Here is a 26,157-nt window from a genome sequence, read left to right as displayed (position 1 = left end):
ATGTACCTAAGCGTCCCATTCACAAAAATTGTATCCTGAATCCACTTCCTGATTCAGGTATTTGCTTTTCTGCAATCTACCACGGGACAGGCCATCACAAAATTTCGAGGCGCTTTTCCCACCTCTTGGCGATCCTGGCAAGACATGCGAGAAGAGGCCTAGTAGAGCGGTTCCGGTTAACGCGGAATCGTGGAACCGCTCTATCTCTTTGTTTGTACGCATTATCCGACGAAAAACCGTTTCGCACTTTTTCTGGAAATGCTCTTGGAGAATGTTCATGACCCGCTTTTCAGAATCCGTTTCCTTCAACAAGGTTTTGCACGCACCGGCCAGTGATGCGGTTGCTGCCGAAACGACTGACCTCGGCAACCTGCCGGAATGGAATCTGGGCGATCTTTATCCGTCTGCGGACAGCGCAGAACTGAAAAACGATATCGAAAAGGCGATGAAGGACGCTGCAGTCTTCGAGAAACACTGGAAAGGCAAGCTCGGCGACGAAGCAGCCAAGACCAATGGCGGCAATTTTGTCGATGCAATCAGGGAATTCGAGGCTCTCGATGAGCTGATGGGCCGTATCGGCTCCTTCGCGGGCCTCTACTATTATGGTGACACGTCCGACCCGAAGCGCATGAAGCTTTTCGGCGACGTACAGCAGAAGCTGACCGACGCCAGCACCCATCTCATTTTCTTCGGCCTTGAACTGAACCGCATCGAGGATGCAGTTCTCGAAAAGGCGATGAGCGACAATGCGGCCATTGGCCATTACCGCCCATGGCTGACCGATCTGCGTATGGACAAGCCGTACCAGCTTGATGACAAGCTGGAGCAGCTCTTCCATGAAAAGTCGATTACCGGCTACAGCGCCTGGAACCGGCTGTTCGATGAAACGATGTCAGGGCTTCGCTTTGAAATCGATGGCAAGGAACTCAGCATCGAGCCGACGCTGAACATGCTTCAGGACGCCGATGGGGCCGTGCGTAAAAAAGCCTCCGATGCACTGGCAAAGACTTTTGCCGCCAATCTGCGCACATTCACGCTGATCACCAACACGCTCGCCAAGGACAAGGAAATCTCCGATCGCTGGCGCGGTTTTCAGGATATTGCCGACAGCCGCCACCTTGCCAACCGCGTCGAGCGGGAAGTGGTGGACGCGCTGGCCAAGGCGGTGGAAGACGCCTATCCACGCCTTTCGCACCGTTATTATGCCCTGAAAGCCAAATGGCTCGGCCTCGAAAAGCTTGAAAACTGGGATCGCAACGCGCCGCTGCCGGAAACGCCGCAGGCGCTTATCTCGTGGGATGAAGCGCGTGAAACGGTGCTGTCCGCCTATGGCAATTTCGCGCCGGAAATGGCCGCAATCGCCAAGGATTTCTTCGACAAGAACTGGATTGACGCGCCGGTGCGCCCCGGCAAGGCGCCGGGCGCTTTCGCGCATCCGACCGTGCCGTCTGCGCATCCTTATGTGCTGCTCAACTATATGGGCAAGCCGCGCGATGTGATGACGCTTGCCCATGAGCTTGGTCACGGCGTGCATCAGATTCTGGCTGGCGGTCAGGGCGCGCTGATGGCCTCAACCCCGCTGACGCTCGCCGAAACCGCCTCGGTCTTCGGCGAAATGCTGACCTTCCGCTCGCTTTTGGAGCGGACGAAGGACAAGCGCGAACGCAAGGCCATGCTGGCCCAGAAGGCTGAAGACATGATCAATACGGTCGTGCGCCAGATAGCCTTCTACCAGTTCGAACGTCGCGTCCACACCGAGCGCCGCGAAGGCGAACTGACCGCAGAACGCATCGGCGAAATCTGGATGGATGTGCAGCGCGAAAGCCTTGGCGATGCCGTCAATCTCAATCCGGGTTACGAGACCTTCTGGACCTATATCCCCCACTTCATCCATTCACCGTTCTATGTCTATGCCTATGCTTTCGGCGATTGTCTGGTGAACTCGCTTTATGCGGTCTACCAGAACTCGGAAAAGGGCTTCCAGCAGAAATATTTCGACATGCTGAAGGCTGGCGGCACCAAGCACCACAAGGAATTGCTTGCGCCGTTCGGTCTGGATGCAAGCGATCCGGATTTCTGGAGCAAGGGCCTGTCAGTGATCGAAGGCATCATCGACGAGCTTGAAGCCATGGAAGACTGAGCACTTGCGTGACTCACCAAAGCAATAAGCCGCTTATCCTGTTCCGGGATGACAAGGCGGGCCGCGATGTGCTTTTCACGGCCCCCTCATCGATCATTCGCGCCGACACACCTGATGAATTTGAACCCGCATGGGATGCGATGCAGGCGGCCCATAATGCCGGAAAATGGCTTGCGGGTTATCTATCCTATGAAGCCGGCTATCTTCTCGAACCCAAGCTGAAGCCGTTGCTGCCAGAGGGACGCAATGCCCCGCTTCTCTGCTTCGGCGTGTTCGATGGCCCTTCCGACCAATCGATGCACGGGCGCAGCGAAGACAATGCCACCTTTCTGCGCGATCCGGTCGAGCAATGGTCGTTTGACGACTATGCGCCCCGCTTCGAACGCTTGCACCAGCACTTGCGCGAAGGCGATTGCTATCAGGGCAACCTCACATTTCCGATCCATGCGGAATGGGGCGGCGATCCGCTGATCCTGTTCAACATGCTCGCAAAACGTCAGCCGGTTCGCTACGCGACCTATTGCGATCTTGGTGGACCGGTTGTCCTGTCGCGCTCGCCGGAACTTTTCTTTGAAGTCGACGGCGACGGGTGGATTGAAACCCATCCGATGAAAGGCACCATGCCCCGCGGTGCGACGCCTGAAGAAGACAAGCAGAACCGCCAGTTTCTGCTGAACGATCCGAAGAATCAGGCCGAAAACCGTATGATCGTTGATCTGCTTCGCAACGATATTTCGCTTGTCAGCGAAGTGGGATCGCTCGACGTGCCGGAACTCTTCCGCATCGAAACCTATCCCACCGTCCACCAGATGATCAGCCGCGTGCGGGCCAGACTGAAAGAAAACCTGCCGCTGCGCACGCTCTTTGCAGCCCTTTTCCCGTGCGGCTCGATCACCGGCGCACCAAAGATCAGCGCCATGGAAATCCTGCGTAAACTGGAGGCCGGGCCGCGCGACGTTTATTGCGGCTCGCTCGGCTGGATCGAGCCAAGCGGGCGGATGCGTTTCAACGTTGCCATTCGCACGATCTCGCTTCTCGATGAAAATCGTGCGATCTTCAACGTCGGGGGTGGCGTGGTCTTCGATTCCACGGCGCAAGCGGAGTACGAGGAATGTCTTCTGAAAGCACGGTTCGCGGCACTGTCGAGCCACACGGGGCGCAGGCTGTGATCATGGAGCCGGATTATCAGCTGATCGAAACCATGCGCTGGGAGCCGCTCTCGGGCGTTTTACGCTTCGATTTGCATATGGCGCGCCTCGAAAATTCCGCCCGTGAACTCGGTTTTTCCTGCAATATGGAAGCTGTCCGGCAGAAGGTTTCCGAAAGCGGAACCGGTGAGCAGGCCCTGAAGCTGCGGCTGACACTTGCGCCCGATGGCGTGACCACCGTCTCGACCATGCCTTTTGAACCACTCTCCTGCCAGACGATCTGGCGAATCGCGATTGCCCGCACGCACCTTGATCACAATGATACTCTGTTGCGCCACAAGACGACGCGACGGCAGGCCTATATCGCAGCACGCGAAGAGTATTCAACGGCAGAGATCGACGAAGTCATCCTGCTCAATGATCGCGGCGAAGTCTGTGAGGGAACCATTACGTCGATATTTCTCGATGTAGGCGGCACGACCTGCACGACGCCCGCCCTGTCATGCGGCCTCCTCGACGGGGTTCTGCGCCGTGAATTGCTGAACAACAATGTTGTCGAAGAGGGTATCGTTACCGTCGAAACGCTCAAAAATGCGCGCAACATTCTCGTCGGCAATTCGCTGCGCGGTATGATCCGGGCACAGCTAATCGAGGCTTAAAAAGCCAATCCGCATTAAACATGTATTGATGTCATAGGCTTGTGACGTTTCTTTCTTTCTATGAAGTTGTGTTATCGTTCCCGCGCATAAGCTAAATCGGGCTAAGGATAACCCAACACCGCAATTCTGCGGCACCTCAGAGGAAGAAAATGGCGAAAGCGAAATGGCAAGTCTATGGCGAGATAACCGGCCCCGTCATCATGATCGGCTTTGGGTCGATCGGGCGCGGTACCCTGCCGCTGATTGAACGTCATTTCAAATTCGACAAGTCGCGCATGGTCGTTATCGATCCGAGCGAAGCCAATCGCAAAATCCTCGATGACAAGGGCATCCGCTTCATCAAGGAAGCAATCACCAAGGACAACTACAAGAAGGTTCTTGGACCTCTCTTGAAAGAAACGGAAGGCCAGCCTTTCATCGTCAATCTTTCGGTCGATACCGGATCACTCGATCTGATGCGTTCCGCCCGAGAGCATGGCGCGCTTTATATCGACACCGTGGTGGAACCCTGGCTCGGCTTCTATTTCGATGAAGAAGCTGACAATGCCTCGCGCACCAATTATGCGCTGCGCGAAACGGTGCGCGCTGAAAAGCGCAAGAATCCCGGTGGCACGACCGCGGTTTCCTGCTGCGGCGCCAATCCGGGCATGGTCTCGTGGTTCGTCAAGAAAGCGCTCGTCGATCTTGCGACTGAACTGAAGCTCGATTTCACCGAACCGGCAGCGGATGATCGCCACGGCTGGGCGAAACTGATGAAAAAAGCCGGCGTCAGGGGTATCCACATCGCCGAACGCGATACTCAACGCGCAAAAGAGCCGAAACCTTTCAACACATTCTGGAATACATGGTCCGTCGAAGGGTTCATCGCCGAAGGCCTGCAACCGGCAGAGCTTGGCTGGGGCAGCCATGAAAAATGGATGCCCAAGAATGCCCGCAAGCAGAAGAAGGGCAACAAGGCCGCAATTTTCCTTGAACAGCCGGGCGGCAATACCCGTATTCGTACCTGGTGTCCGACGCTCGGTGCGCAATATGGCTTGCTCGTCACCCACAATGAAGCGATCTCCATCGCCGATTTTTTCACGCTGCGCGACAAGAAGGGCAAGCTCGATTTCCGCCTGACCTGTCACTACGCCTATCACCCGAGCAATGACGCCATTCTGGCCCTTGATGAAATGTTCGGCGCAAGCGGCAAGGCACAGCCGGTGCAGCACGTTCTGGAAGAGCATGAAATTCTGGACGGCAGCGATGAACTTGGCGTGCTGCTCTATGGCCACGACAAGAATGCCTATTGGTACGGCTCGCAGTTGACCGTAGAGGAAGCGCGCAAACTTGCGCCTTATCAGAACGCGACTGGCCTGCAGGTTTCCTCAGCCGTTCTGGCGGGCATGGTCTGGGCGCTGGAGAATCCGCACAGCGGCATCGTCGAGACCGACGAGATGGATTACCGCCGTTGCCTTGAAGTCCAGATGCAATATCTGGGTCCGTTGAACGGTTATTACACCGATTGGACACCGCTGGAAGGTCGCGGCCATCTGTTCAAGGAAGACCTCGATACCAAGGATCCGTGGCAATTCCGGAATATTCTGGTTCGCTAATCAAGCTGGCCCGGCTTCGACCGGGCCATTCCATGAGGAATATGTGCGTTTATCGATATTTGCCCGCAATACGATAAAGCTGGCTGTAAGCCGGTTTCCTGATCTGATGGCTCTGATCTGCGGACTTCTGGTCTTGCCCTGGATTCTAGGTGTGCCGGGGCATCCCAGCCAGACGGTGCAGTTTGGATGGACGATCGGGCTAATCTCGATTGTCCTCTATCTCGCTCTCTACCAGTTAACGAAATCCATTGCCTCCATGGTCTCGTTCAAGAACAATACTGCGCTCAAGCACTATCTTCGTCGCGCACTTTCAGCGTCGTCGGTGATCGTCGCCGTCATGATGTTTATATCGGCAATGCTGATTTTCGGGTCGTGACAGCGAAACGGAAAGATCGGGCACAGCCTTCCACTCTGCGCGGCGATCTTGCATCATTGTCAACAAATCGACAAACGGAGGCCCATTCCTCACAATGAGGGCTTGTTTTCGTGCAAGTTTCAATACATCAAACTAACCATCCCCGAGCGGTTCCAATCGGCACGGAATCGTTGAAGCCGCTCTAAATACTTGGTTTTACGCATTTCAGACGCCAGCCATTTCGCAGTTCTGGCCCGAAAATGCTTTAATGGAGAGCATGGATATGAAACGCTTCCGCATCATTGCCCCTCTTGCAGTCATGTCGCTGGCGTTGGCCGCGTGTGAAACGACTGGCCCGGTCGGCGGCAATGTCCCGACCGTATCCCGCGCCCCTGCCGGCATCGAAGGCAGCTGGGTCGATCCAAACGGCATCGTCTCGTCGTTCAACGGCGGCATTTTCGAGACCCGCTCCACCGACACAAACGAAAAGCTTGCCGAAGGCAACTACCGTTACCAGTCGCCGCAGCTTGTCGAGATCGACATGCGTTCCATCGTGCGCGGCACATCGTCAAAAGTGAACTGCGCACTTGTTTCTCCGACGCAGCTCAACTGCACGTCGTCGTCGGGTTCGCGCTTCTCCCTGACACGGCGCGCGGCAGCATAAGCACCCGATATCTTGCGTAAGTTTCAAATATTTACGGCGCGAAAAACATTCGCGCCGATAGAATTGCGCCAGCGGCAATTGTCAGGATTGTAATTTGTCTTTTTTTCTCTAGTTTTCCGGCTGAACAGGAGTCGGAAGATGAGTGAGATGGATAAAGTGCAGGAGAAGCCCAGCCAGACAACCAATACTGAGGTGCAGGCAAAACTGCCCAAGGTCGGTGTTCTGCTGGTCAATCTCGGCACACCGGATGGCACGAGTTACGGCCCGATGCGCCGCTATCTGGCCGAGTTTCTCTCGGATCGCCGCGTCATCGAATGGCCGCGTCTTATCTGGTATCCGATCCTTTACGGCATCGTTCTCAACACTCGCCCGAAGCGTTCCGGCAAGCTTTACGACCGCATCTGGAACCGCGAGAAAAACGAATCTCCGCTGCGGACCTATACGCGCGCGCAGGGCGAGAAGCTTGCCACGGCGCTTGCCGACTATCCGAATGTGGTCGTGGACTGGGCAATGCGCTATGGCCAGCCCTCCATTGAAAGCGTGACCGACCGCCTGCTGCAGCAAGGTTGCGAGCGGATCGTCATGTTCCCTCTCTATCCGCAATATTCGGCAACGACGACAGCGACGGTGAACGACAAGTTCTTCGAAGCGCTCATGAAAAAGCGCTTCCAGCCAGCGGTGCGCATCGTCCCGTCTTACGAGACGGAACCCGTTTACATCGAAGCACTGGCCCGCTCCATCGAGAAGCATCTGGAAACACTTTCCTTCAAGCCGGAAGTGATCCTCGCATCCTATCATGGCATTCCGAAAAGCTATTCGGACAAGGGCGACCCCTACCGCCAGCAATGTCTTGAAACATCGCGCTTGCTGCAGGCCCGGCTGGACCTTGATGACAGCCAGTTTCGCTCCACATTCCAGTCGCGCTTCGGCCCGGAAGAATGGCTCCAGCCTTATACCGACGAAACGGTGGAAGAACTGGCCAAGCACGGGGTCAAGTCGATGGCCGTTCTCAATCCGGGTTTCGTGGCCGACTGTCTGGAAACAGTGGACGAGATCGGCAATGAGGCTGCTGAAGAATTTCTGGAAAACGGCGGCGAGAGTTTCAGCCATATTCCGTGTCTCAACGACAGCGAAGACGGCATGAAGGTCATCGAGACACTGGTGCGCCGCGAATTGCAGGGATGGGTGTAAGGCAATAGGCGATTAGGGCAGTATGTTTGCCGCGCTAAAGCATCTATTGTCATATTGCCCTACTGCCTTAATGCCTTAAAAGGGAAACAATCAATGACCGGTTTCGATATCACGCTGCTCATTCTGGCCGCACTGGTTCTGGCAACGCTGTTTGCCGGTATCAAGACCGTGCCGCAGGGGTTCAACTACACAGTCGAGCGGTTCGGACGCTATACGCGCACCCTCAATCCCGGCCTCAATCTGATCGTGCCATTTTTTGACCGCATCGGCGCGCGCCTCAACATGATGGAGCAGGTGCTTGATGTGCCGACGCAGGAGGTCATCACCCGTGACAACGCCATTGTCGGCGTTGACGGCGTGGCTTTCTATCAGGTGCTGAACGCAGCACAGGCAGCCTATCAGGTCGCGAACCTGCAATATGCGATCCTCAATCTCACCATGACCAACATCCGTACCGTCATGGGTTCGATGGATCTCGACGAGCTGTTGTCGAACCGCGATGCGATCAATGATCGTCTGTTACGGGTCGTCGACGAAGCTGCCCATCCGTGGGGCCTCAAAATGACCCGCGTGGAAATCAAGGATATCAATCCGCCGGAAGATATCGTCACCTCGATGGCGCGCCAGATGAAGGCAGAGCGTGACAAGCGCGCGCAGGTTCTTGAAGCCGAGGGCGACCGCAACGCGCAGATTTTGCGCGCCGAGGGTCAGAAGCAGTCACAGATTCTCGAAGCTGAAGGCAAGCTGGAAGCGGCCAAGCGCGAGGCAGAGGCACGCGAGCGCCTCGCGGAAGCCGAAGCGAAAGCCACCACCATGGTTTCCGATGCGGTTGCCAACGGCAATGTACAGGCGCTTAACTACTTCGTTGCGCAGAAATATACGGAAGCTCTCAGCAATATTGCCAGCGCCAAGAACCAAAAGGTCGTGCTGATGCCGCTTGAGGCGAGTGCCCTTATCGGCTCGCTCGGCGGCATTGGTGCAATTGCCAAGGAAGTCTTTGGTGATGGCAGCAGGCCGGTAGACCCGGCACCGCAGCCGCCGACCCCTTCCCGCCCGCGCAGCGTTCCGTCCGCAGGGCGCTAAAGCTGCTCAAAAAAGAAGAGAGGGCGCCATGATAATTGAATATCTGTCCGGTCTCGGCATATGGAACTGGCTTGTTTTCGGGCTGATCCTGCTCATTCTGGAAATCTCGGCACCCGGCTTCTTCTTCATCTGGTTCGGGCTTGCAGCACTTGTAACCGGTGCGCTCGCCTTTCTCTTGTCTTCGACGACAGGGTTTGGCTGGCAGTTTCAGACGGTTGTGTTTCTGGTTCTGGCCGTCATTTTCGTGCTGGTGGGGCGTCGCTTTTTTGGCTCACGCAGCACCGATGCCGACGAACCCTTACTCAATCGTCGCGGCGAGCAGCTGGTCGGCCAGCGCGCGACATTGACCGAACCGATCATCAATGGTCGCGGGCGTATCCGTATCAACGATACGATGTGGCGCGTGAAAGGCCCTGATCTGCCAACCGGAACAGAAGTCCGCGTTGTGGCTTTTGATCCGGTCTCGCTGGAGATTGAAGTGGCAGAATAAGGCAGTAGGGCAATATGACTGCCCTACAAAACATAATGCCTCAATGCCCTATCAAGCAGCGCCGATCCGCAGCAGGTCGTGGAAATGCACGAGCCCGATCGGGCGCCCGGCCTCGGTGACGATCAGTGCGCCGATGTGATTTTCATTGATGGTGTTGAGTGCGGCCGTCGCCAGCATGTTCTGGTCAACCGTCTTGGGCTTGCGTGTCATGACGTCGTCAACCGCCAAAGCCGCAAGGTTTCGGCTCAGATTGCGCGATATATCGCCGTCTGTGACGATGCCTGCCAGATCACCACCACCGTCGACAACCACAACACACCCAAAACTCTTCTGCGCCAGAACCTTCATCGCGTCCGGCAGAGAGGTGCCCACTTCCACCAGCGGGAGGCGTTCGCCGCGATGCATGATATCGCGGATATGGATAAGACTTGCCCCCAACGAACCACCGGGATGAAATGTCTTGAAGTCACTCGGAGTGAAGCCGCGCGCTTCCAGAAGTGCTATTGCCAGCGCATCACCGATGGCAAGCTGCATCATGGTTGAGGTCGTGGGTGCCAGACCATGCGGGCAGGCCTCGGCAGTTTTCGGCAAGAGCAGCACGACATCCGCAGCACGACCAAGCGCAGAATCCTCACGTGAGGTGATCGCGATCAATGGAATGCGGAAGCGCTGCGAATAATTGACGATCCCCTTCAATTCGGCCGTTTCACCCGACCATGAGATGGCCAGAATAACATCATCGCGGTCGATCATGCCGAGATCGCCGTGATTGGCTTCCGCCGAATGAACGAAGAATGCCGAAGTGCCGGTCGAGGCAAAAGTAGCAGCGAGCTTGGAGCCGATATGGCCGCTCTTGCCGACGCCCGTAACGACCAGACGTCCGCGCGAGGCGACGATACGCTTCACCGCTTCGACAAAGGGGCCGGAAAGGCCGTCATTCAGCGCTTCTTCAAGTGCTGCGAGGCCCGCATTTTCGGTCTTTATGGTGCGCAGCGCCGAAGCAATAGTCGCTTCCGCATCTGCCGGAGGGATGATCTGATCGAGCTTTTCCATGGCGGCAAGGGTTAACTTTTTCACAGTCGGTTGTCCAAACATTTGTGCAGCGAGCATCGCCATGAATTCAGCCGCAGCAACCAAGAATTAACCATGTGCCTTTACCGTTCATCTACCACGTTGCGACGGTTTGAAAACACGACATGCTATTTGCCAAGACCCCTTCTGGCGGTTCGACGCCCATTGCCCGCAGGCTGCAATGCCTGTTTTTGTCGGGCGTGGCGATAGCAATCTGTCATGGTTCTGCATTTGCTCAGGAAGCCTATCTGCGCGGAAGCGTTGCCGAGGACGTGCTTTCAGCCTCCTCGCCGGAAACGCTCGCAAATCGCGGGCTTGCTGCGCCCGGATATGATGACGGCGCCAGCGAGACGATCGACGACAGTTATACCCCGCCTGAAAACACGACAGCGGCAGACCCGACCACCACAACACAAACCGCTCCGGCCGTTCCCGTGCCGCAGGACCGTCAGCCGCTTCGACCCGACAATATTCGTGTTGGCTCGGTCGATACCGACGCAAGCGACGAAACGGGCCGGGCACAGCGCGAAAATCTCCGGCAATCGCCCGAGCAGGGGCGCAGCTCCACGCAGGAGGTCGATCCGTTCGCGCCGGTCGGCATTCGCACCGGTTCGTTCATCCTGCGACCGTCGCTGGAACAGGGTATCCGTGTCACGACCAACGGCGACAACAGCGCAAGCGGTTCTAGCGCCGTTCTCAACGAAACCACGTTGCGGCTCAATGCACAGTCGGACTGGGCGCGCCATCAGGCAACACTCGACGCTTCGGGCACATGGGCCAAGTCTATTTCGGGCGAAGACGTTTCCGAACCGCAGGTCGATATTCAGGGCAAACTGCGTTTCGATCTCGGTGACCAGACGACCGTCAACACTGGCGCAGGCTATCGGCTGCGCCGCGAAAGCGCGTCAAGCCCGAATGGGGTCGTCGGCGCATTGCAACGGCCTCTGGTTCACACACTCAATGGAAGCCTCGGCGTCGAACGAGACATGGGCCTGATCTTCGGCAGCGCAACCGGACGGGTCGAGCACAATATTTATGGCGATGCGGAATTGTCCTCCGGCGGCACGGTCAGCCAGAAGGATCGCGACAACACCTATGCCAGCATTACGCTGCGCGGCGGCTTCAGCCTGTCCCCGGCAATCAAGCCCTTCACTGAAGTTGAGCTGGGCAAGCGCATCTTCGACGAGAAGGTAGACAGCAACGGCTATGAACGCAGCGGATCACAATTTGCCCTGCGCGGCGGTATGATGCTGGATATGGGCGAGAAGCTGAACGGCGAATTCGCCGCCGGTTACATGCGCGCCAACAGCGATGATTCTCGTCTTGGCGACATCAGCGGACCGTCGATCAATGCAGCGCTCAACTGGTCACCGCTGCGCGGAACCGATGTGAGCCTCTATGCGCAGACAATGGTCGATACTTCGACCACGCCCGGCATTGCAGGGTCGCTCCTGCATTTTGCCAGCCTCGATGTGACGCACCGCATACGTTCAGACCTGAGCCTCAACGGCAGGCTCGACGCGAATATCCGGCAGAACAAGGATGGCACCGGAACCGATTACACGATCGGTGCGCAGATCGGGGCAACCTACTGGATCAACCGGTTTGTCGGGCTGGATGCGCGCCTGCGTCACGAATTCCTGACAAGCAAGATTTCCGATCGCGAATATACCGCCGACAGCGTCTATCTCGGCGTGAAGGTGCAGCGCTAGAGCATGTCTCCCGAAAGTGGGATCCGGTTTCGGGATAAAGACATGATTAAAAACAAACAGATAGAGCATTTCCAATGATTCAATTAAAACAGGAAATGCTCTAGTGTGGAGATAAAACGGCATCCCTTTCGGGATGCCGTTTTATCGTGAGTTTAAGCGAGCCAGAACAGAATACACGCCATGCCGAAGCCCAGAAGCCCGATAAGGGTTTCCAGAACCGTCCAGGTTTTCAGCGTTGTCTTGACGTCCATATTGAAGAAACGACCGACGAGCCAGAAACCGGAATCGTTGACGTGGGAGAGCATGACCGACCCTGCAGCAAGGGCGATCACCACCGCGGCGGTCTCAAGCCCGTGATATCCGGCAGCCTGAACGGCAGGCTGGATAAGCCCGGCAGCCGTTATCAGCGCTACCGTTGCCGACCCCTGTGCTACGCGCAAAATCGTTGCGATCAGGAAGCCTGCCACGATGACAGGCAGTCCTGTATCGGCGAACGCATTTGACAAGGCGTCGCCAATGCCGGAAGCACGCAGAACACCGCCAAACATGCCGCCTGCGCCCGTAATCAGGATGATGGAACACACCGGACCGAGCGCCGAATCGAGAATGCGTTCGACGCTGGCTGCATCTCTGCCGCGCCGTGGTCCGAGCACATAGGATGCCACCAGCACTGAAATCAGGAGAGCAACCGGCGTCGATCCGATCATTCGCGCCAGCTGATACCAGTTTGCATCGGCGCTGACCCAGCCTTGCGCGCGGGCAAAATCGAGCCCCGTATTGATGAAGATCAGAACCAGCGGCAGCAGAAGCAGCAACATGACCAAGCCGGAACTCGGAGGATTGACAGCTTCTTCTCCGTTTTTCCCGGCATCAAAACTATCGGGGATCGGAAGTACGATCTTCTTGCCGATCCATGCACCAAAAAGGTGCCCGGCGATGAACCAGACAGGTATGACGACCACGATCCCGACGAGGATGAGAAGCCCCACATCTGCACCCAGAAGCTCGGATGCAGCCACCGGGCCCGGATGCGGCGGCACGAAAACATGCATCACCGAAAAGGCCGCTGCGACCGGAATACCGTAGAGAAGCAAGCTTCCTTTCAGGCGCCGTGCGACAGTGAAGACCACGGGAAGCATCACGACCAATCCCGCATCGAAAAAGATGGGGAAGCCGAAGATGAGCGACGCGATGCCAAGCGCCATGGGCGCGCGCTTTTCGCCGAACCGTCGGATGAGATCGTCGGCAAGTGCCTGTGCGCCACCGGATATTTCAAGCAACCGGCCCAGCATTGCGCCAAGACCGACCAGAAGTGCCACCCCGCCAAGGGTTGACCCGAAGGCGGAAGTGATTGTCGTCAGAATATTGCCTGCCGGGATGCCGGTCGCGAGCGCCGTCAAGAGGCTGACGATTATAAGCGCTACGAAGGCATGGACACGAAACCGGATGATGAGCAAAAGCAATAATAGAACAGCGCCCACCGCTATCGAGATGAGCGCGCCTGCACCCATCGTCTGCTGGAATTCCTGCATGCTTTATTCCTTATGAGGGGGAGGAACCTGTTGGACCGATTGCACCCAAAAGATGTTTCACACTTTTTTGGGTACGTACTAGGCCAAAAGCCTATTGTCATTGTCAAAAAAAGCAAGTTTCACGGAAATAATACCCGCGACCATAAAAAAACGCCCCCTTTGCAGGGGGCGTGACCAGAGATTTGACTGGTTATATCAGGCTGGTTTGATGGTGTTCAGCAGATTGCCGATCGAGCTTTCGACCGAAGGCCGAATGTCGTTGCGCCACAACGCGAAGGCAACGTTGGCTTCGATGAAACCAGCCTTGGAGCCGCAGTCGAATGTCAGGCCCTGATAATCGAAGCCGAAGAATTTCTGTGCGTCGGCAAGCTTCAACATGGCATCCGTCAACTGGATTTCGTTGCCAGCGCCCTTTTCCTGCTTGCTCAGAAGTTCGAAGATTTCCGGCTGCAGGATATAGCGACCATTGATGTAAAGATTGGAAGGCGCCGTGCCCTTGGCAGGTTTTTCAACCATCTGCGTGATTTCGAAACCGCTGCCGATGGCTTCGCCCTTGCCGACGATACCGTATTTATGCGCTTCTTCCGGGTCGCATTCCTGCACGGCGATGACGTTGCCGCCGGTCTTTTCGTAAAGCTCGACCATCTCCTTCAGGCAGCCCTTCTTCGACTGCATGACCATATCTGGCAGCAGGAGAGCAAAGGGCTCATCACCGACGAGCTCACGAGCGCACCAGACTGCATGGCCAAGACCGAGCGGCACCTGCTGGCGGGTGAAGCTTGTCGTTCCCGGCTGCGGCTGGATATCCTGAAGATGCTCCAGTTCCGCCTTCTTGCCGCGCTCTGCGAGCGTGGAATAAAGCTCAACCTGCGCATCGAAATAGTCTTCGATGACCGCCTTGTTGCGCCCGGTGACGAAAATCAGATGTTCGATACCAGCTTCGCGCGCCTCATCGACCACATACTGAATGACGGGCTTGTCGACGACCGTCAGCATTTCTTTGGGGATGGATTTGGTGGCGGGCAGGAAGCGGGTGCCAAGACCTGCAACAGGGAACACGGCCTTGCGAATTTTTCGGATCGAACTCATTCCTCTCCTCGATTTCACTATTTCAGATTTACTATCAAAGCATTGAAACGACTGAATTTCAAATAAGGCCTTTTCATTAAAGAACGACGAAATTGCGTGACCCATCCCATCACATTCAATGACCCGACCTTAATGTTGCTTGATTCAAAAATTTTTCGAAACTTTAGCGAATTTTAAAGCAAGGCCGCGATGGTAAACCAATTGCTAACCGACAGGTTCTAAATTGAACGTTCAACGGTTCGATCCGGAATTTTCTGCTGGCTCAAATTCAACACAGGATGGTATTAATTGAATAATGCAATCCGGAGCGGGCAGAATCCAGGTCGAAGGGAAACGCGCCGGTATCGGCTAAATTTGATTGCAGAAGGGAAACACAGAATGCTGCGATTTCCATTCACGGCGGGCCAGACGATGAAGCTGAAAGCAGCTGCAACGGTTGCGATAGCTGTGCTCGCCTCAACGCTGACGACCGGTTCCGCACTGGCTGATGCGAAATTTCGCCAATGGGTCGCCAGTTTTCGCCCTGTCGCCATAAATGCAGGTGTTTCGCCTTCCACGTTCGACCGCGCATTTCGCGGCGTGGATGCGCCAGACCCGGTCGTGCTGCAGAAGGCCCGCTATCAGCCCGAATTCACCGAACCGGTCTGGAACTACGTCGATAACCGCGTAAACGAACATTCCGTTTCGGTCGGCCAGAACATGGCGCGCAAATGGGGTCCGTGGCTCCAGCGCATCGAACAGCGTTTCTCGGTCGATCGCAATATCCTGCTCGCCATCTGGTCGATGGAAAGCAATTACGGCGAAATTCTCAAGCGTGATGACGTCATGCGCGATGCCGTCCGTTCGCTGGCAACGCTTGCCTATGCAGACCAGCGTCGCGCCAAATATGGCCGCACACAGCTGATTGCTGCAATGAAGATTCTCCAGACCGGCGATATTGACCGCGGCCATCTTTCCGGTTCCTGGGCCGGTGCGCTCGGCCACACACAATTCATCCCGACGAGCTATCAGGCCTATGCCGTCGATATGGATGGCAATGGCAAGCGTGACATCTGGAATTCGATCCCCGATGCGCTGGGTACAGCGGCCAACCTCCTGCATCGCAATGGCTGGCAGCCGGGCCGTAGCTGGGGTTACGAAGTAGCACTGCCGCAAGGGCGCAAGTTCCCTTCCGGCTCACTCTCGATTGGCGAATGGCAGAAGATCGGTCTCGTTCGTGCCAACGGACGCGCCTTCCCCGATCCGAGCGAAAAAGCAACGCTGAAAGTGCCGGATGGCCGTCAGGGGCCCGCCTTCCTGATGACAAAGAATTTCTTCGTCTTGAAGCGCTATAACAACGCCGACAAATACGCACTTGCTGTCGGCCTGCTTGCCGATCGCATCGGCGGCTATCAGGGACTTCGTCAGGACTGGAATCGCCCATTCACGCCGATTACCATGGACGAGAGGCAGGAATTGCAAACGCATCTGAAAGCGCTCGGCTATTATGACGGCAATATTGATGGCAAGATCGGCTCCACTTCGCGGGCGGCCATCGAAGCCTTCCAGCAGCGCAACGGACTTCAGCCGGACGGTCATCCGAGCAAGGAAGTTCTGTCGGTCCTGCGCCGTCGCTAGACTGTCGGGCAAATTATCGAATGGGGCGTGCTTCTGATCAAGTGCGCCCCATTTTGTTTTTCCAAGCAGCCAAGCTAATATAAAGGCCATGAAGGCAAGACTGATGCGCCAAAATCGGATTGGGAGACGAATGGTGAACGCTGCTGGCGTCCTGCTGGCAGTCGCAGCTCTGCTGTTCTCAGGCATCATCACGGCTTCTGCACAGGAACGTCCGCGCACGCTTTTCGATCTCTTGTTCGGCTCGCGGCAGGCACAGCCACAGCGCCAATATCAGCAGCCCACTCCACAACGCGCCCGGCCAAAGGCGAAGCGGCCCAAGACCACCTCTCCCGCTTCACGACCGACGCCGCCACCGGCTGCGACCCCGGCAGTCGAGTTCGTCGAGAAAAAGCCAGATGCCAAAAAGGTTCTTGTTGTCGGTGATTTCATCGGCAACGGTCTGGCCGAAGGCCTTGATGTTGCTTTCGCGTCGGACCCCGATCTTCAGGTTGTAACCCGGATAAATGGCTCCTCCGGCTTTGTGCGCAACGATCATTTCGACTGGCCCGACAATATCGGAAAGATACTGGACGAGGAGAAACCGGCTGCTGTCGTCGTGATGATCGGTTCCAACGACAGACAGGCAATCACCGAGAAAGGCTTAAGTCTGCCAGCCCGATCCCCGGAATGGAATGAAGAATATCAAAAGCGCGTCGCCGCCTTCATCAAGGTGATCAACGACAAGCATTTTCCTCTGGTGTGGATAGGGCAGCCACCCTTTCGCCCGAAAGGCATGTCGCAAGATATGCTGGCGCTCAATGAAATCTATCGCACCGCCACCGAGAAGGCGGGCGGAAAATTTGCCGATGTCTGGGATGGTTTTGTCGATGAGGATGGTAATTTCACCCAGACCGGCTTCGATATTAACGGTCAGACCGCGCGTCTGCGCGGCAATGACGGCATCAACATAACTTCGGCAGGCAAGCGCAAGCTCGCCTTCTATGCGGAAAAGCCGCTTCGCGCCTATCTCGGCGGCGCAAAGGAAGAAGATCAGCCCCTGCCCGCAGCAGGCACGCATGACCCGTCCAAGCCGGTTGATCGCGTGGCACCAGTCAGCATTCGGGACGTTGATAAGGACGATAGCGGTGTTCTACTTGGTGGCAACATCACAGCGCGTCCGCAAGCCACACGGCCAGCCCGGACTGAGAGCAAACCTTCACCCGGACGAGCCGACGACTTTTCCTGGCCACAGAAGAGCTCAAATCCCTAAATTATTGCCGTTCCTCAATAGGATTGAGCTATCAGCTGATTGATAGCCCGCGCCTTTCTCTATCCGATATGATTCTAATTGCTACATTCTGCGCTGTTCACAGGAGCGTTCGCATCGTCTATCAGAAGGCGCCGTCTGCCTGAAAAGGCTGGACAGGAAGGGCGCTTTTCCTCGCGTGAGCAGGAGTAGTTTCCAGCGTCCGCCAGAAACAAGAGGCGTTTGAATGAATATCGCATCAAAGCCTTCTGTCGATCCACATCGGGAGGAGGAACCCCATCTTGCACGCAATCTGTCCAACCGACACCTGCAGCTGATCGCCATTGGCGGCGCTATCGGCACCGGCCTTTTCATGGGTTCGGGCAAGACCATTTCGCTGGCAGGCCCTTCGATCCTGCTGGTTTATGCCGTGATCGGATTCATGCTGTTCTTCGTCATGCGCGCATTGGGCGAAATCCTGCTGTCCAATCTCGAATATCGCTCCTTTGCGGATTTCGCAGGCGATTACCTCGGGCCGTGGGCACAGTTCTTCACCGGCTGGACCTATTGGCTTTGCTGGATTGTGACCGGTGTGGCCGACGTGGTTGCCGTTTCGGGCTACGTCTCGTTCTGGTTCCCGGAACTGGCGCTCTGGATACCGGCGCTCGGACTGATCTTCACGCTTCTGGCGCTCAATCTGCCGACCGTGCGCAATTTCGGTGAAATCGAATTCTGGTTTGCCCTCATCAAGATTGTCGCCATTGTCGGGCTGATCATCGCAGGCGTGTATATGCTCTCGACCGGCTTTACGCTTCCGAATGGAAGTCAGGCATCGGTCGCCCATCTGTGGAACCATGGCGGGTTCTTCCCCAATGGCTTCCTCGGCTTCGTTGCCGGTTTCCAGATCGCGGTTTTCGCCTTCGTTGGCATCGAGCTCGTCGGCACCGCCGCCGCTGAAACCAAGGACCCGGAGCGCAATCTGCCCAAGGCAATCAATTCCATCCCGATCCGCGTGGTACTGTTCTATCTCGGCGCGCTATTCGTCATCATCACCGTCATTCCGTGGGATCAGGTCGATCCGAATTCAAGCCCGTTCGTCGCCATGTTCTCGCTCGCCGGTCTCGGCATCGCAGCCCATGTCGTGAATTTCGTCGTGCTGACTTCAGCAACGTCGAGCGCAAATTCCGGCATCTACTCGACCTCGCGTATGATCTACGGCCTTGCCACTTCCAAACTCGCGCCGAAAGCGCTCGCCAAACTCAACAAGCGGCAAGTACCGGTCAATTCGCTGTTCTTCTCGTGCGTTTTCCTGCTCGCAGGCGTGGTTCTGCTTTATGCTGGCCAAAGCATCATCGAAGCCTTCACCATCGTCACGACGATTTCGGCGCTGCTCTTCATCTTCATCTGGTCGATCATTCTGGCGTCTTACCTGCAATATCGCCGCAAGCGCCCGGACCTGCATGAAAAGTCCACATTCAAGATGCCCGGCGGACGCGCAGCCGTCGTGATGGTCTTCGCATTCTTCGCCTTCATTCTCTGGGCGCTGGCGCAAGAGCCGGACACTGCAGCCGCGCTGAAAATCACGCCGCTCTGGTTCGTGCTTCTCGCCGTCGCGTATCTGGTGATGAAGTCGCGACGCAGCCAAGGCTAAAAACAAAAAGCCCGCCAATCTGGCGGGCTTTTCATTTCTGAGTCTCTCTTAGCGCGGTAGAACGGAACTACCCATCAAATCAGCATCGATGGCGTGCGCTGCCTGACGGCCTTCGCGGATTGCCCAGACAACCAGCGACTGGCCGCGGCGCACATCACCGGCTGCATAGAGCTTGTCGACATTGGTGCGGTAGTCACGCTCATTGGCCTTGACCGACTTGGAGCCGCGACGGTCGGTCACGATGTCGAGCTTTTCGCCCAGTTCCTTGACCACGCTGTCTTCTGCCGGTCCGGCAAAACCGATTGCGATGAAGGCCAGATCGGCCTTGATGAAGAATTCCGTTCCGGCAATCGGCTTGCGCTTTTCATCAACCTGACAGCACTTCACATGGGTGAGGCGGCCGTCTTCGCCGATGAACTCCAGCGTTGCCACCTGAAACTCGCGGGAAGCACCTTCCGCCTGGCTGGAAGAGGTACGCATCTTGGTCGCCCAATAAGGCCAGACGCTGAGCTTGTCTTCCTTTTCCGGCGGCTGCGGACGAATATCAAGCTGGGTAACATTGACCGCACCCTGACGGAACGCCGTGCCCACGCAGTCCGAGGCGGTATCGCCACCGCCGACCACAACGACATGCTTGCCGCCTGCCAGGATCGGAGCCGAAGTCCAGGCAACGGATTCGATATTTTCGCGCCCGACGCGGCGGTTCTGTTGAACCAGATAAGGCATGGCATCATGCACGCCTTCAAAATCTGCACCCGGAATACCCGCCGGGCGCGGCGTTTCCGAGCCACCGCTGTAAAGCACGGCATCATAGGTATCGAGGAGACCGCGCAACGGCTTGTCGACGCCGATGTTCACACCGCACAGGAAGCGAACGCCCTCGCCTTCCATCTGCGCGACGCGGCGGTCGATGAGGTGCTTTTCCATCTTGAAATCTGGAATACCGTAACGCAACAGACCGCCGGGGCGGCTTTCGCGCTCATAAACATCAACCATGTGACCAGCACGGGCCAGCTGCTGCGCAGCGGCAAGGCCAGCCGGTCCAGAACCGATGATGGCGACCGACTTGCCCGTCTTGTTGGCGGCTGGCTGCGGCACGATATGGCCGAGCTCATAGGCCTTGTCGCCCAATGCCTGCTCGACCGTCTTAATCGCAACCGGCGTATCCTCGAGGTTCAGCGTGCAGGCTTCCTCGCAAGGAGCCGGGCAAACGCGACCCGTGAATTCCGGGAAATTGTTGGTCAGATGCAGGTTGCGGATCGCCTGATCCCAATTGTTGTTATAGACGAGATCGTTCCAGTCCGGGATCTGGTTATGCACCGGACAGCCCGTCGGGCCATGGCAGAACGGAATGCCGCAATCCATGCAGCGCGCCGCCTGCTTCTGCACTTCGCCATCCGTCATCGGAATGGTGAATTCCCGGAAGTGACGGATACGATCCGACGCCGGCTGGTACTTCGCTACCTGCCGGTCAATTTCAAGAAAACCAGTTACCTTACCCATTCTCTTACTCCCCTCGGCCTGCGACCAGCGCGTGGTCGGCTTTGCCGGAAGTTGCCCTGTCTGCCGCATCATCTTCCAATGCGCTGGCATGCAAGGGCGTTGTTATCTCTCATGTGGCTAAGGGTACCCGACCCAAAGGCCGGGTTCCACTTTTCAGGATCATGTCCTATTCAGCCGCGACACCGATCCGCATACGCTCCATGTCTTCCAGAGCACGGCGGTATTCGACCGGCATGACTTTCACGAATTTGGGACGATAGCTCTCCCAATTGTCGAGAATATCTTTCGCCCGCGTCGAGCCGGTGTAATGCAGATGATTGGCGATCAGCTGCACCAGACGTTCCTCGTCATGATGGGTCATGTTGGCCGAAACGTCCACACGGCCCTTGTGCATGAGGTCGCCGCCATGGTGATGCAGCTTTTCGAGGATGTCGTCTTCTTCCGGAACCGGTTCCAGTTCGACCATCGCCATGTTGCAGCGCTGGGCGAAATCGCCTTCCTCGTCAAGCACGTAGGCGACGCCGCCCGACATACCGGCCGCAAAGTTGCGACCCGTCTGACCGATAACCACGACGACACCGCCGGTCATGTATTCGCAGCCGTGGTCGCCCACGCCTTCGACAACCGTAACCGCGCCGGAGTTGCGGACGGCGAAACGTTCGCCTGCAACGCCGCGGAAGTAGCACTCGCCTTCAAGCGCACCGTAGAGCACGGTATTGCCGACGATGATGGAGTCCTCGGCAACGATACGCGTGTCTTCCGGTGGACGGATGACGATGCGGCCACCCGAAAGGCCCTTGCCGACATAGTCGTTGCCATCGCCGATCAGCTCGAACGAGACGCCGCGCGCCAGGAACGCACCGAAAGACTGGCCAGCCGTACCGCGGAGCGTAACGGCGATGGTGTCTTCCGGCAGACCCTTGTGGCGGAAGCGCTTGGCAACTTCGCCGGAAAGCATCGCACCGGCAGAACGGTCGACATTCTTGATATCGATGTCGATCTTGACCGGCTGGCGGTCTTCCAGTGCGGGCATAGCCTCGGCAATCAGCTTGCGATCAAGGACATCCTCAATCGGGTGATGCTGACGCTCGGTCCAGTAGATTTCGTGCTTCTCGGCTTCAGGCTTGTAGAAGATGCGGCTGAAATCGAGACCCTTGGCTTTCCAATGGTCGATCATGGCCTGCTTTTCCAGAAACTCGGTCTCGCCGATAATCTGTTCCAGCTTGGTGAAGCCCATCTCGGCAAGCAAGGCACGCACCTCTTCCGCCAGATAGAAGAAGAAATTGATGACGTGTTCCGGCGTCCCCTTGAAGCGCTTGCGCAGAACCGGGTCCTGCGTTGCCACGCCCACCGGGCAGGTGTTCAGATGACATTTGCGCATCATGATGCAACCGGCAGCAATCAGCGGAGCGGTCGAGAAACCGAACTCATCCGCACCGAGCAGCGCGCCAATAATGACGTCGCGACCGGTGCGCAAGCCGCCATCGACCTGCAATGCCACGCGGGAGCGAAGCCCGTTCAGCACCAGCGTCTGGTGGGTTTCGGCAAGGCCAATTTCCCAGGGGCTTCCGGCATGTTTCAGCGAGGTAAGCGGCGAAGCGCCCGTACCGCCATCATAGCCCGACACGGTGATATGGTCGGCACGCGCCTTGGCAACACCGGCAGCAACCGTGCCCACACCCACTTCCGACACCAGCTTGACCGAGATATCGGCAGCAGGATTGACGTTCTTCAGGTCATAGATCAGCTGCGCCAGATCTTCGATCGAGTAGATGTCATGGTGCGGCGGCGGCGAAATGAGGCCGACACCCGGTGTTGAGTGACGGGTCTTGGCGATGGTCGCATCGACCTTGTGACCCGGCAGCTGACCGCCTTCACCCGGCTTTGCACCCTGCGCAACCTTGATCTGGATCAGATCGGAGTTGACCAGATATTCCGTCGTCACACCAAAACGGCCAGAAGCCACCTGCTTGATGGCAGAGCGTTCCGGGTTCGGCTTGCCATCCGGCAGCGGATAGAAGCGATCCGGCTCCTCACCACCCTCGCCGGTGTTCGATTTGCCGCCAATCGCGTTCATGGCGCGGGCCAGCGTTGTGTGGGCTTCTCTGGAGATTGAGCCGAACGACATTGCCCCTGTCGAGAAACGCTTGACGATTTCCGTCGCCGGTTCGACCTCATCGATGGAAACCGGCTTCAGGCCGCGCTCTTCGGCGAAACGAATATTGAACAGGCCGCGAATGGTCTTTGCCTGCGCCGACTTGGAGTCGAGCATGCGTGTATATTCCGTGAAGGTCTCCGGGTTGGAGGTGCGCACTGCATGCTGCAGTCTGGCGACTGCATCCGGCGACCACAGGTGGGCCTCGCCGCGCATACGGTAGGCATATTCACCGCCAACTTCCAGCGAGGTCAGGAGAACCGGATCGCTGCCGAAAGCGTCGGTGTGGCGACGTACGGTTTCTTCCGCGATTTCATCGAGACCAACGCCTTCAATACTCGTTGCCGTGCCGAAGAAGAACTTGTCGACAAAGCCCGTCTGCAAACCGACGGCATCGAAAATTTGCGCGCCGCAATAGGACTGATAGGTCGAGATGCCCATCTTGGACATGACCTTGAGCATGCCCTTGCCGATGGACTTGATGTAGCGCTTGACCACTTCATCCTCGTCCACTTCCGGCGGGAACTCGCGACGGCGATGCATGTCGAGCAGCGTGTCGAAGGCGAGATAAGGATTGATCGCCTCGGCACCGTAGCCAGCGAGGCAGCAGAAATGATGTATTTCGCGCGGCTCGCCCGATTCCACCACCAGACCGACCGAAGTGCGCAGGCCCTTGCGGATCAGGTGATGGTGCACGGCTGCCGTCGCCAGCAGCGCCGGGATCGGAATGCGATCCGGACCAACCTGACGATCCGACAGGATGACGATGTTGTAGCCACCGTGAACAGCCGCTTCGGCACGGTCACAAAGGCGTTCGATGGCGCCGTGCATACCGGCTGCCCCTTCACCCGTATTGTAGGTGATGTCGAGCGTCTTGGTGTCGAAGCGGTCTTCCGTGTGGCCGATGGAACGAATCTTTTCCAAATCGCCATTGGTCAGGATCGGCTGGCGCACTTCCAGACGCTTGCGGCGTGACGTGCCGACAAGGTCGAAAATATTCGGACGCGGGCCGATGAACGAGACAAGGCTCATCACCAGTTCTTCGCGGATCGGATCGATCGGCGGGTTGGTGACCTGCGCGAAGTTCTGCTTGAAATAGGTGAACAGCATCTTCGACTTGTCGGACATAGCCGAAATCGGCGTATCCGTACCCATCGAACCGATGGCTTCCTGACCGGTCGTGGCCATGGGCGACATCAACAGCTTGGTATCTTCCTGCGTGTAGCCGAAGCTCTGCTGCCGGTCGAGAAGGCTCACATCCTTGCGCAGCGCACGTGGTTCGACCGGATTGAGGTCTTCCAGAATGAGCTGTGTGTTGGCGAGCCACTGCTTGTAAGGGTGCTTTTGCGCGATCTGGGACTTGATTTCCTCGTCCGAAACGATGCGGCCCTCTTCCATATCGATCAGCAGCATGCGGCCCGGCTGGAGACGCCACTTCTTGACGACTTTCTTTTCCTCGACCGGCAGAACACCGGCTTCCGAAGCCAGAATGACGAAATCATCGTCCGTCACGATATAGCGCGCCGGACGCAGGCCGTTGCGGTCGAGCGTCGCGCCAATCTGGCGACCGTCCGTGAAAGCCACCGCTGCCGGACCGTCCCATGGTTCCATCAGTGCTGCATGATATTCATAGAACGCGCGGCGTTCATCCGACATCAACTTGTTGCCTGACCATGCTTCCGGGATCAGCATCATCATCGCATGGGCAAGGCTGTAGCCGCCCTGATGCAGGAATTCGAGCGCATTGTCGAAGCAAGCCGTGTCCGACTGGCCTTCGTAGGAAATCGGCCAGAGCTTGGAAATGTCGTTGCCGAACAGTTCCGAGTCCACCGAAGCCTGACGCGCAGCCATCCAGTTGACGTTACCGCGCAGCGTGTTGATTTCGCCGTTATGCGCAACCATGCGGTATGGGTGCGCCAGACGCCAGGACGGGAAGGTGTTGGTGGAGAAGCGCTGATGCACCAGCGCCACCGCGCTTTCGAAACGCGGGTCTTTCAGATCCTGATAATAGGCACCGACCTGATAAGCGAGGAACATGCCCTTGTAGACGACCGTACGCGCCGACATGGACACGACATAGAAGCCCTTATCGTCGCCGTCATTTTCCTGATAGATACGGTTGGAAATGACCTTGCGCAGAACGAACAGACGGCGCTCGAAATCGTCATCCGTCTCCAGCATCGGATTGCGTCCGATGAAGACCTGAACGTGAAACGGTTCGGTTGCGGCAATATCCGGCGCCTTGGACAGGGACGAATTGTCGACAGGCACTTCGCGCAGGCCGATAAAGGTCTGGCCTTCGGCAGCGATGACTTCCTTGACGATCTCTTCAATATGGGCACGCAATTCTGGATCGCGCGGCATGAACAGATAGCCGACGCCGTAATGACCGGGCTGCGGCAGATCGATGCCCTGGCGCGCCATTTCCTCGCGGAAGAAGCGATCCGGAATCTGCACGAGAATGCCGGCGCCATCGCCCATCAGCGGGTCGGCACCAACCGCACCACGATGGGTGAGGTTTTCCAGCATCTTGAGGCCGTTTTCAACGACCTGATGCGACTTCTTGCCCTTCATATGCGCAATAAAGCCAACGCCACACGCATCATGTTCGTTGCGCGGATCGTAAAGTCCTTGCGCTGCGGGAAAACCCGCCGCTGTCGTTTTTCGCGTCGTTCGGTTGGGAGCGGTCGTCGCAGCTTTGACCGTTCCGTTCTGTACGTTGTGAGAAACCACATTCGATACAGATGGCGTCAAATGCGTCATCGTCATTCCCTCCGTTTGGCCCTCATCATGAGGTGCGCGATCAGTATATACCGAGATGGTGTGACAACCATCCCGCCGTTGCTTTACGTATAAAGGAAGCCTTATCGACAAGGCGTTGGACGAGGTCCCGGGCGAGCGGCAAAGCCGGTGCGAGGAACGATGTTTAGCGCCTTATTCTCATCAGGCTTGGACAGACGACACTCAGCCCACCAGAAAATGGCGCACTAGAATTCCTCCTGTCGCGGTCGGGGCGCCTGTTACCGCCAGGCTATGTGCCTGCCAGTACGGCGCCTCTTTCTGAAACTTTTCGGAGAGCGTTGTGTCGCTTCCGTCTGCATCAGCGTTTAATTGGACAGCATTGCTGTCCTAATTACGTATGACAGAATTCAAATTGCCTCACAAGATGGAAACGCAATTTTTCTCAGCAGCTTCCGTAATAAAATATCAAAAGCCGTGATTTTACTGGATTTTAATTGCGTTTAATGGCCATTGCGTCAGTTTGGCGCGCTTTTGC

General features: G+C 56.9%; 18 protein-coding genes. 13 read left to right on the top strand and 5 right to left on the bottom strand.

What is annotated here, in order from left to right; translation table 11 throughout:
- The first annotated feature begins 277 nt into the window (after positions 1 to 277).
- The 9 genes from OHI65_RS04915 to OHI65_RS04875 all read left to right on the top strand — a co-directional run bounded on the left by OHI65_RS04915 (position 278) and on the right by OHI65_RS04875 (position 9,325).
- Positions 278 to 2,140: a M3 family oligoendopeptidase gene (locus tag OHI65_RS04915; protein ID WP_125301791.1), complete on the top strand. Its 1,863-nt coding sequence runs from the start codon at positions 278 to 280 to the stop codon at positions 2,138 to 2,140.
- A gap of 8 nt (positions 2,141 to 2,148) precedes the next feature.
- Entirely contained in the window at positions 2,149 to 3,309 is a 1,161-nt protein-coding gene (locus tag OHI65_RS04910) for an aminodeoxychorismate synthase component I (protein ID WP_125301794.1), read from the top strand.
- Positions 3,252 to 3,947, top strand: coding sequence for an aminotransferase class IV family protein (locus OHI65_RS04905; protein WP_125301796.1), 696 nt, complete (start codon positions 3,252 to 3,254; stop codon positions 3,945 to 3,947). Before OHI65_RS04910 ends, OHI65_RS04905 begins: the two co-directional genes overlap by 58 nt.
- A 149-nt stretch (positions 3,948 to 4,096) precedes the next feature.
- Positions 4,097 to 5,542: a homospermidine synthase gene (locus tag OHI65_RS04900; RefSeq protein ID WP_125301799.1), complete on the top strand. Its 1,446-nt coding sequence runs from the start codon at positions 4,097 to 4,099 to the stop codon at positions 5,540 to 5,542.
- Between the two features lie 43 nt (positions 5,543 to 5,585).
- A complete protein-coding gene (locus OHI65_RS04895; RefSeq protein ID WP_012093557.1) occupies positions 5,586 to 5,918 on the top strand; it encodes a hypothetical protein in 333 nt (110 codons plus the stop codon).
- A gap of 262 nt (positions 5,919 to 6,180) precedes the next feature.
- A complete protein-coding gene (omp10, locus tag OHI65_RS04890; RefSeq protein ID WP_010660674.1) occupies positions 6,181 to 6,561 on the top strand; it encodes an outer membrane lipoprotein Omp10 in 381 nt (126 codons plus the stop codon).
- A gap of 138 nt (positions 6,562 to 6,699) precedes the next feature.
- On the top strand, positions 6,700 to 7,752 hold the full coding sequence (gene hemH, locus OHI65_RS04885; protein ID WP_125301801.1) for a ferrochelatase: 1,053 nt from the start codon (positions 6,700 to 6,702) through the stop codon (positions 7,750 to 7,752).
- A gap of 93 nt (positions 7,753 to 7,845) precedes the next feature.
- On the top strand, positions 7,846 to 8,835 hold the full coding sequence (locus OHI65_RS04880) for an SPFH domain-containing protein (protein ID WP_010660672.1): 990 nt from the start codon (positions 7,846 to 7,848) through the stop codon (positions 8,833 to 8,835).
- Between the two features lie 28 nt (positions 8,836 to 8,863).
- The gene (locus OHI65_RS04875) at positions 8,864 to 9,325 is read left to right on the top strand and encodes an NfeD family protein (protein WP_012093559.1); all 462 of its coding nucleotides are present in this window, start codon (positions 8,864 to 8,866) and stop codon (positions 9,323 to 9,325) included.
- Positions 9,326 to 9,376: 51 nt separating this feature from the next.
- On the opposite strand, the gene OHI65_RS04870 is transcribed toward OHI65_RS04875, so the two are convergent.
- Complete coding sequence (locus OHI65_RS04870) at positions 9,377 to 10,378, bottom strand: KpsF/GutQ family sugar-phosphate isomerase (protein WP_029929782.1); 1,002 nt, start codon at positions 10,376 to 10,378, stop codon at positions 9,377 to 9,379.
- Between the two features lie 143 nt (positions 10,379 to 10,521).
- Here OHI65_RS04870 and OHI65_RS04865 point away from each other — a divergent pair, with 143 nt between their 5' ends.
- Positions 10,522 to 12,108, top strand: coding sequence for an outer membrane beta-barrel protein (locus OHI65_RS04865; RefSeq protein WP_125301804.1), 1,587 nt, complete (start codon positions 10,522 to 10,524; stop codon positions 12,106 to 12,108).
- A gap of 152 nt (positions 12,109 to 12,260) precedes the next feature.
- Here OHI65_RS04865 and OHI65_RS04860 read toward each other — a convergent pair whose 3' ends face one another.
- Positions 12,261 to 13,640, bottom strand: coding sequence for a GntP family permease (locus OHI65_RS04860; RefSeq protein ID WP_010660668.1), 1,380 nt, complete (start codon positions 13,638 to 13,640; stop codon positions 12,261 to 12,263).
- Between the two features lie 195 nt (positions 13,641 to 13,835).
- On the bottom strand, positions 13,836 to 14,729 hold the full coding sequence (galU, locus tag OHI65_RS04855) for a UTP--glucose-1-phosphate uridylyltransferase GalU (RefSeq protein WP_012093562.1): 894 nt from the start codon (positions 14,727 to 14,729) through the stop codon (positions 13,836 to 13,838).
- Between the two features lie 378 nt (positions 14,730 to 15,107).
- Between galU and OHI65_RS04850 the strand changes: the two genes are divergently transcribed.
- From OHI65_RS04850 to cycA, 3 genes are all read left to right on the top strand, one after another.
- Positions 15,108 to 16,346: a lytic murein transglycosylase gene (locus OHI65_RS04850; protein ID WP_125301807.1), complete on the top strand. Its 1,239-nt coding sequence runs from the start codon at positions 15,108 to 15,110 to the stop codon at positions 16,344 to 16,346.
- Between the two features lie 130 nt (positions 16,347 to 16,476).
- The gene (locus tag OHI65_RS04845; RefSeq protein ID WP_125301809.1) at positions 16,477 to 17,595 is read left to right on the top strand and encodes a DUF459 domain-containing protein; all 1,119 of its coding nucleotides are present in this window, start codon (positions 16,477 to 16,479) and stop codon (positions 17,593 to 17,595) included.
- 223 nt (positions 17,596 to 17,818) lie between these two features.
- Positions 17,819 to 19,222 (top strand): D-serine/D-alanine/glycine transporter, encoded by a 1,404-nt coding sequence (cycA, locus tag OHI65_RS04840; protein WP_125301812.1) that lies wholly within the window; start codon positions 17,819 to 17,821, stop codon positions 19,220 to 19,222.
- A gap of 48 nt (positions 19,223 to 19,270) precedes the next feature.
- Here the strand turns inward: cycA and OHI65_RS04835 are convergent, their stop codons facing one another.
- Positions 19,271 to 20,725, bottom strand: coding sequence for a glutamate synthase subunit beta (locus OHI65_RS04835; RefSeq protein WP_010660663.1), 1,455 nt, complete (start codon positions 20,723 to 20,725; stop codon positions 19,271 to 19,273).
- A 166-nt stretch (positions 20,726 to 20,891) separates the two neighbouring features.
- A complete protein-coding gene (gene gltB / locus OHI65_RS04830) occupies positions 20,892 to 25,643 on the bottom strand; it encodes a glutamate synthase large subunit (protein ID WP_125301814.1) in 4,752 nt (1,583 codons plus the stop codon).
- Positions 25,644 to 26,157 lie beyond the last annotated feature (514 nt).

The sequence above is a fragment of the Brucella sp. MAB-22 genome (assembly GCF_025908475.1).
Lineage (GTDB): Bacteria > Pseudomonadota > Alphaproteobacteria > Rhizobiales > Rhizobiaceae > Brucella > Brucella anthropi.
This window is presented reverse-complemented; position numbering and strand designations above follow the sequence as displayed.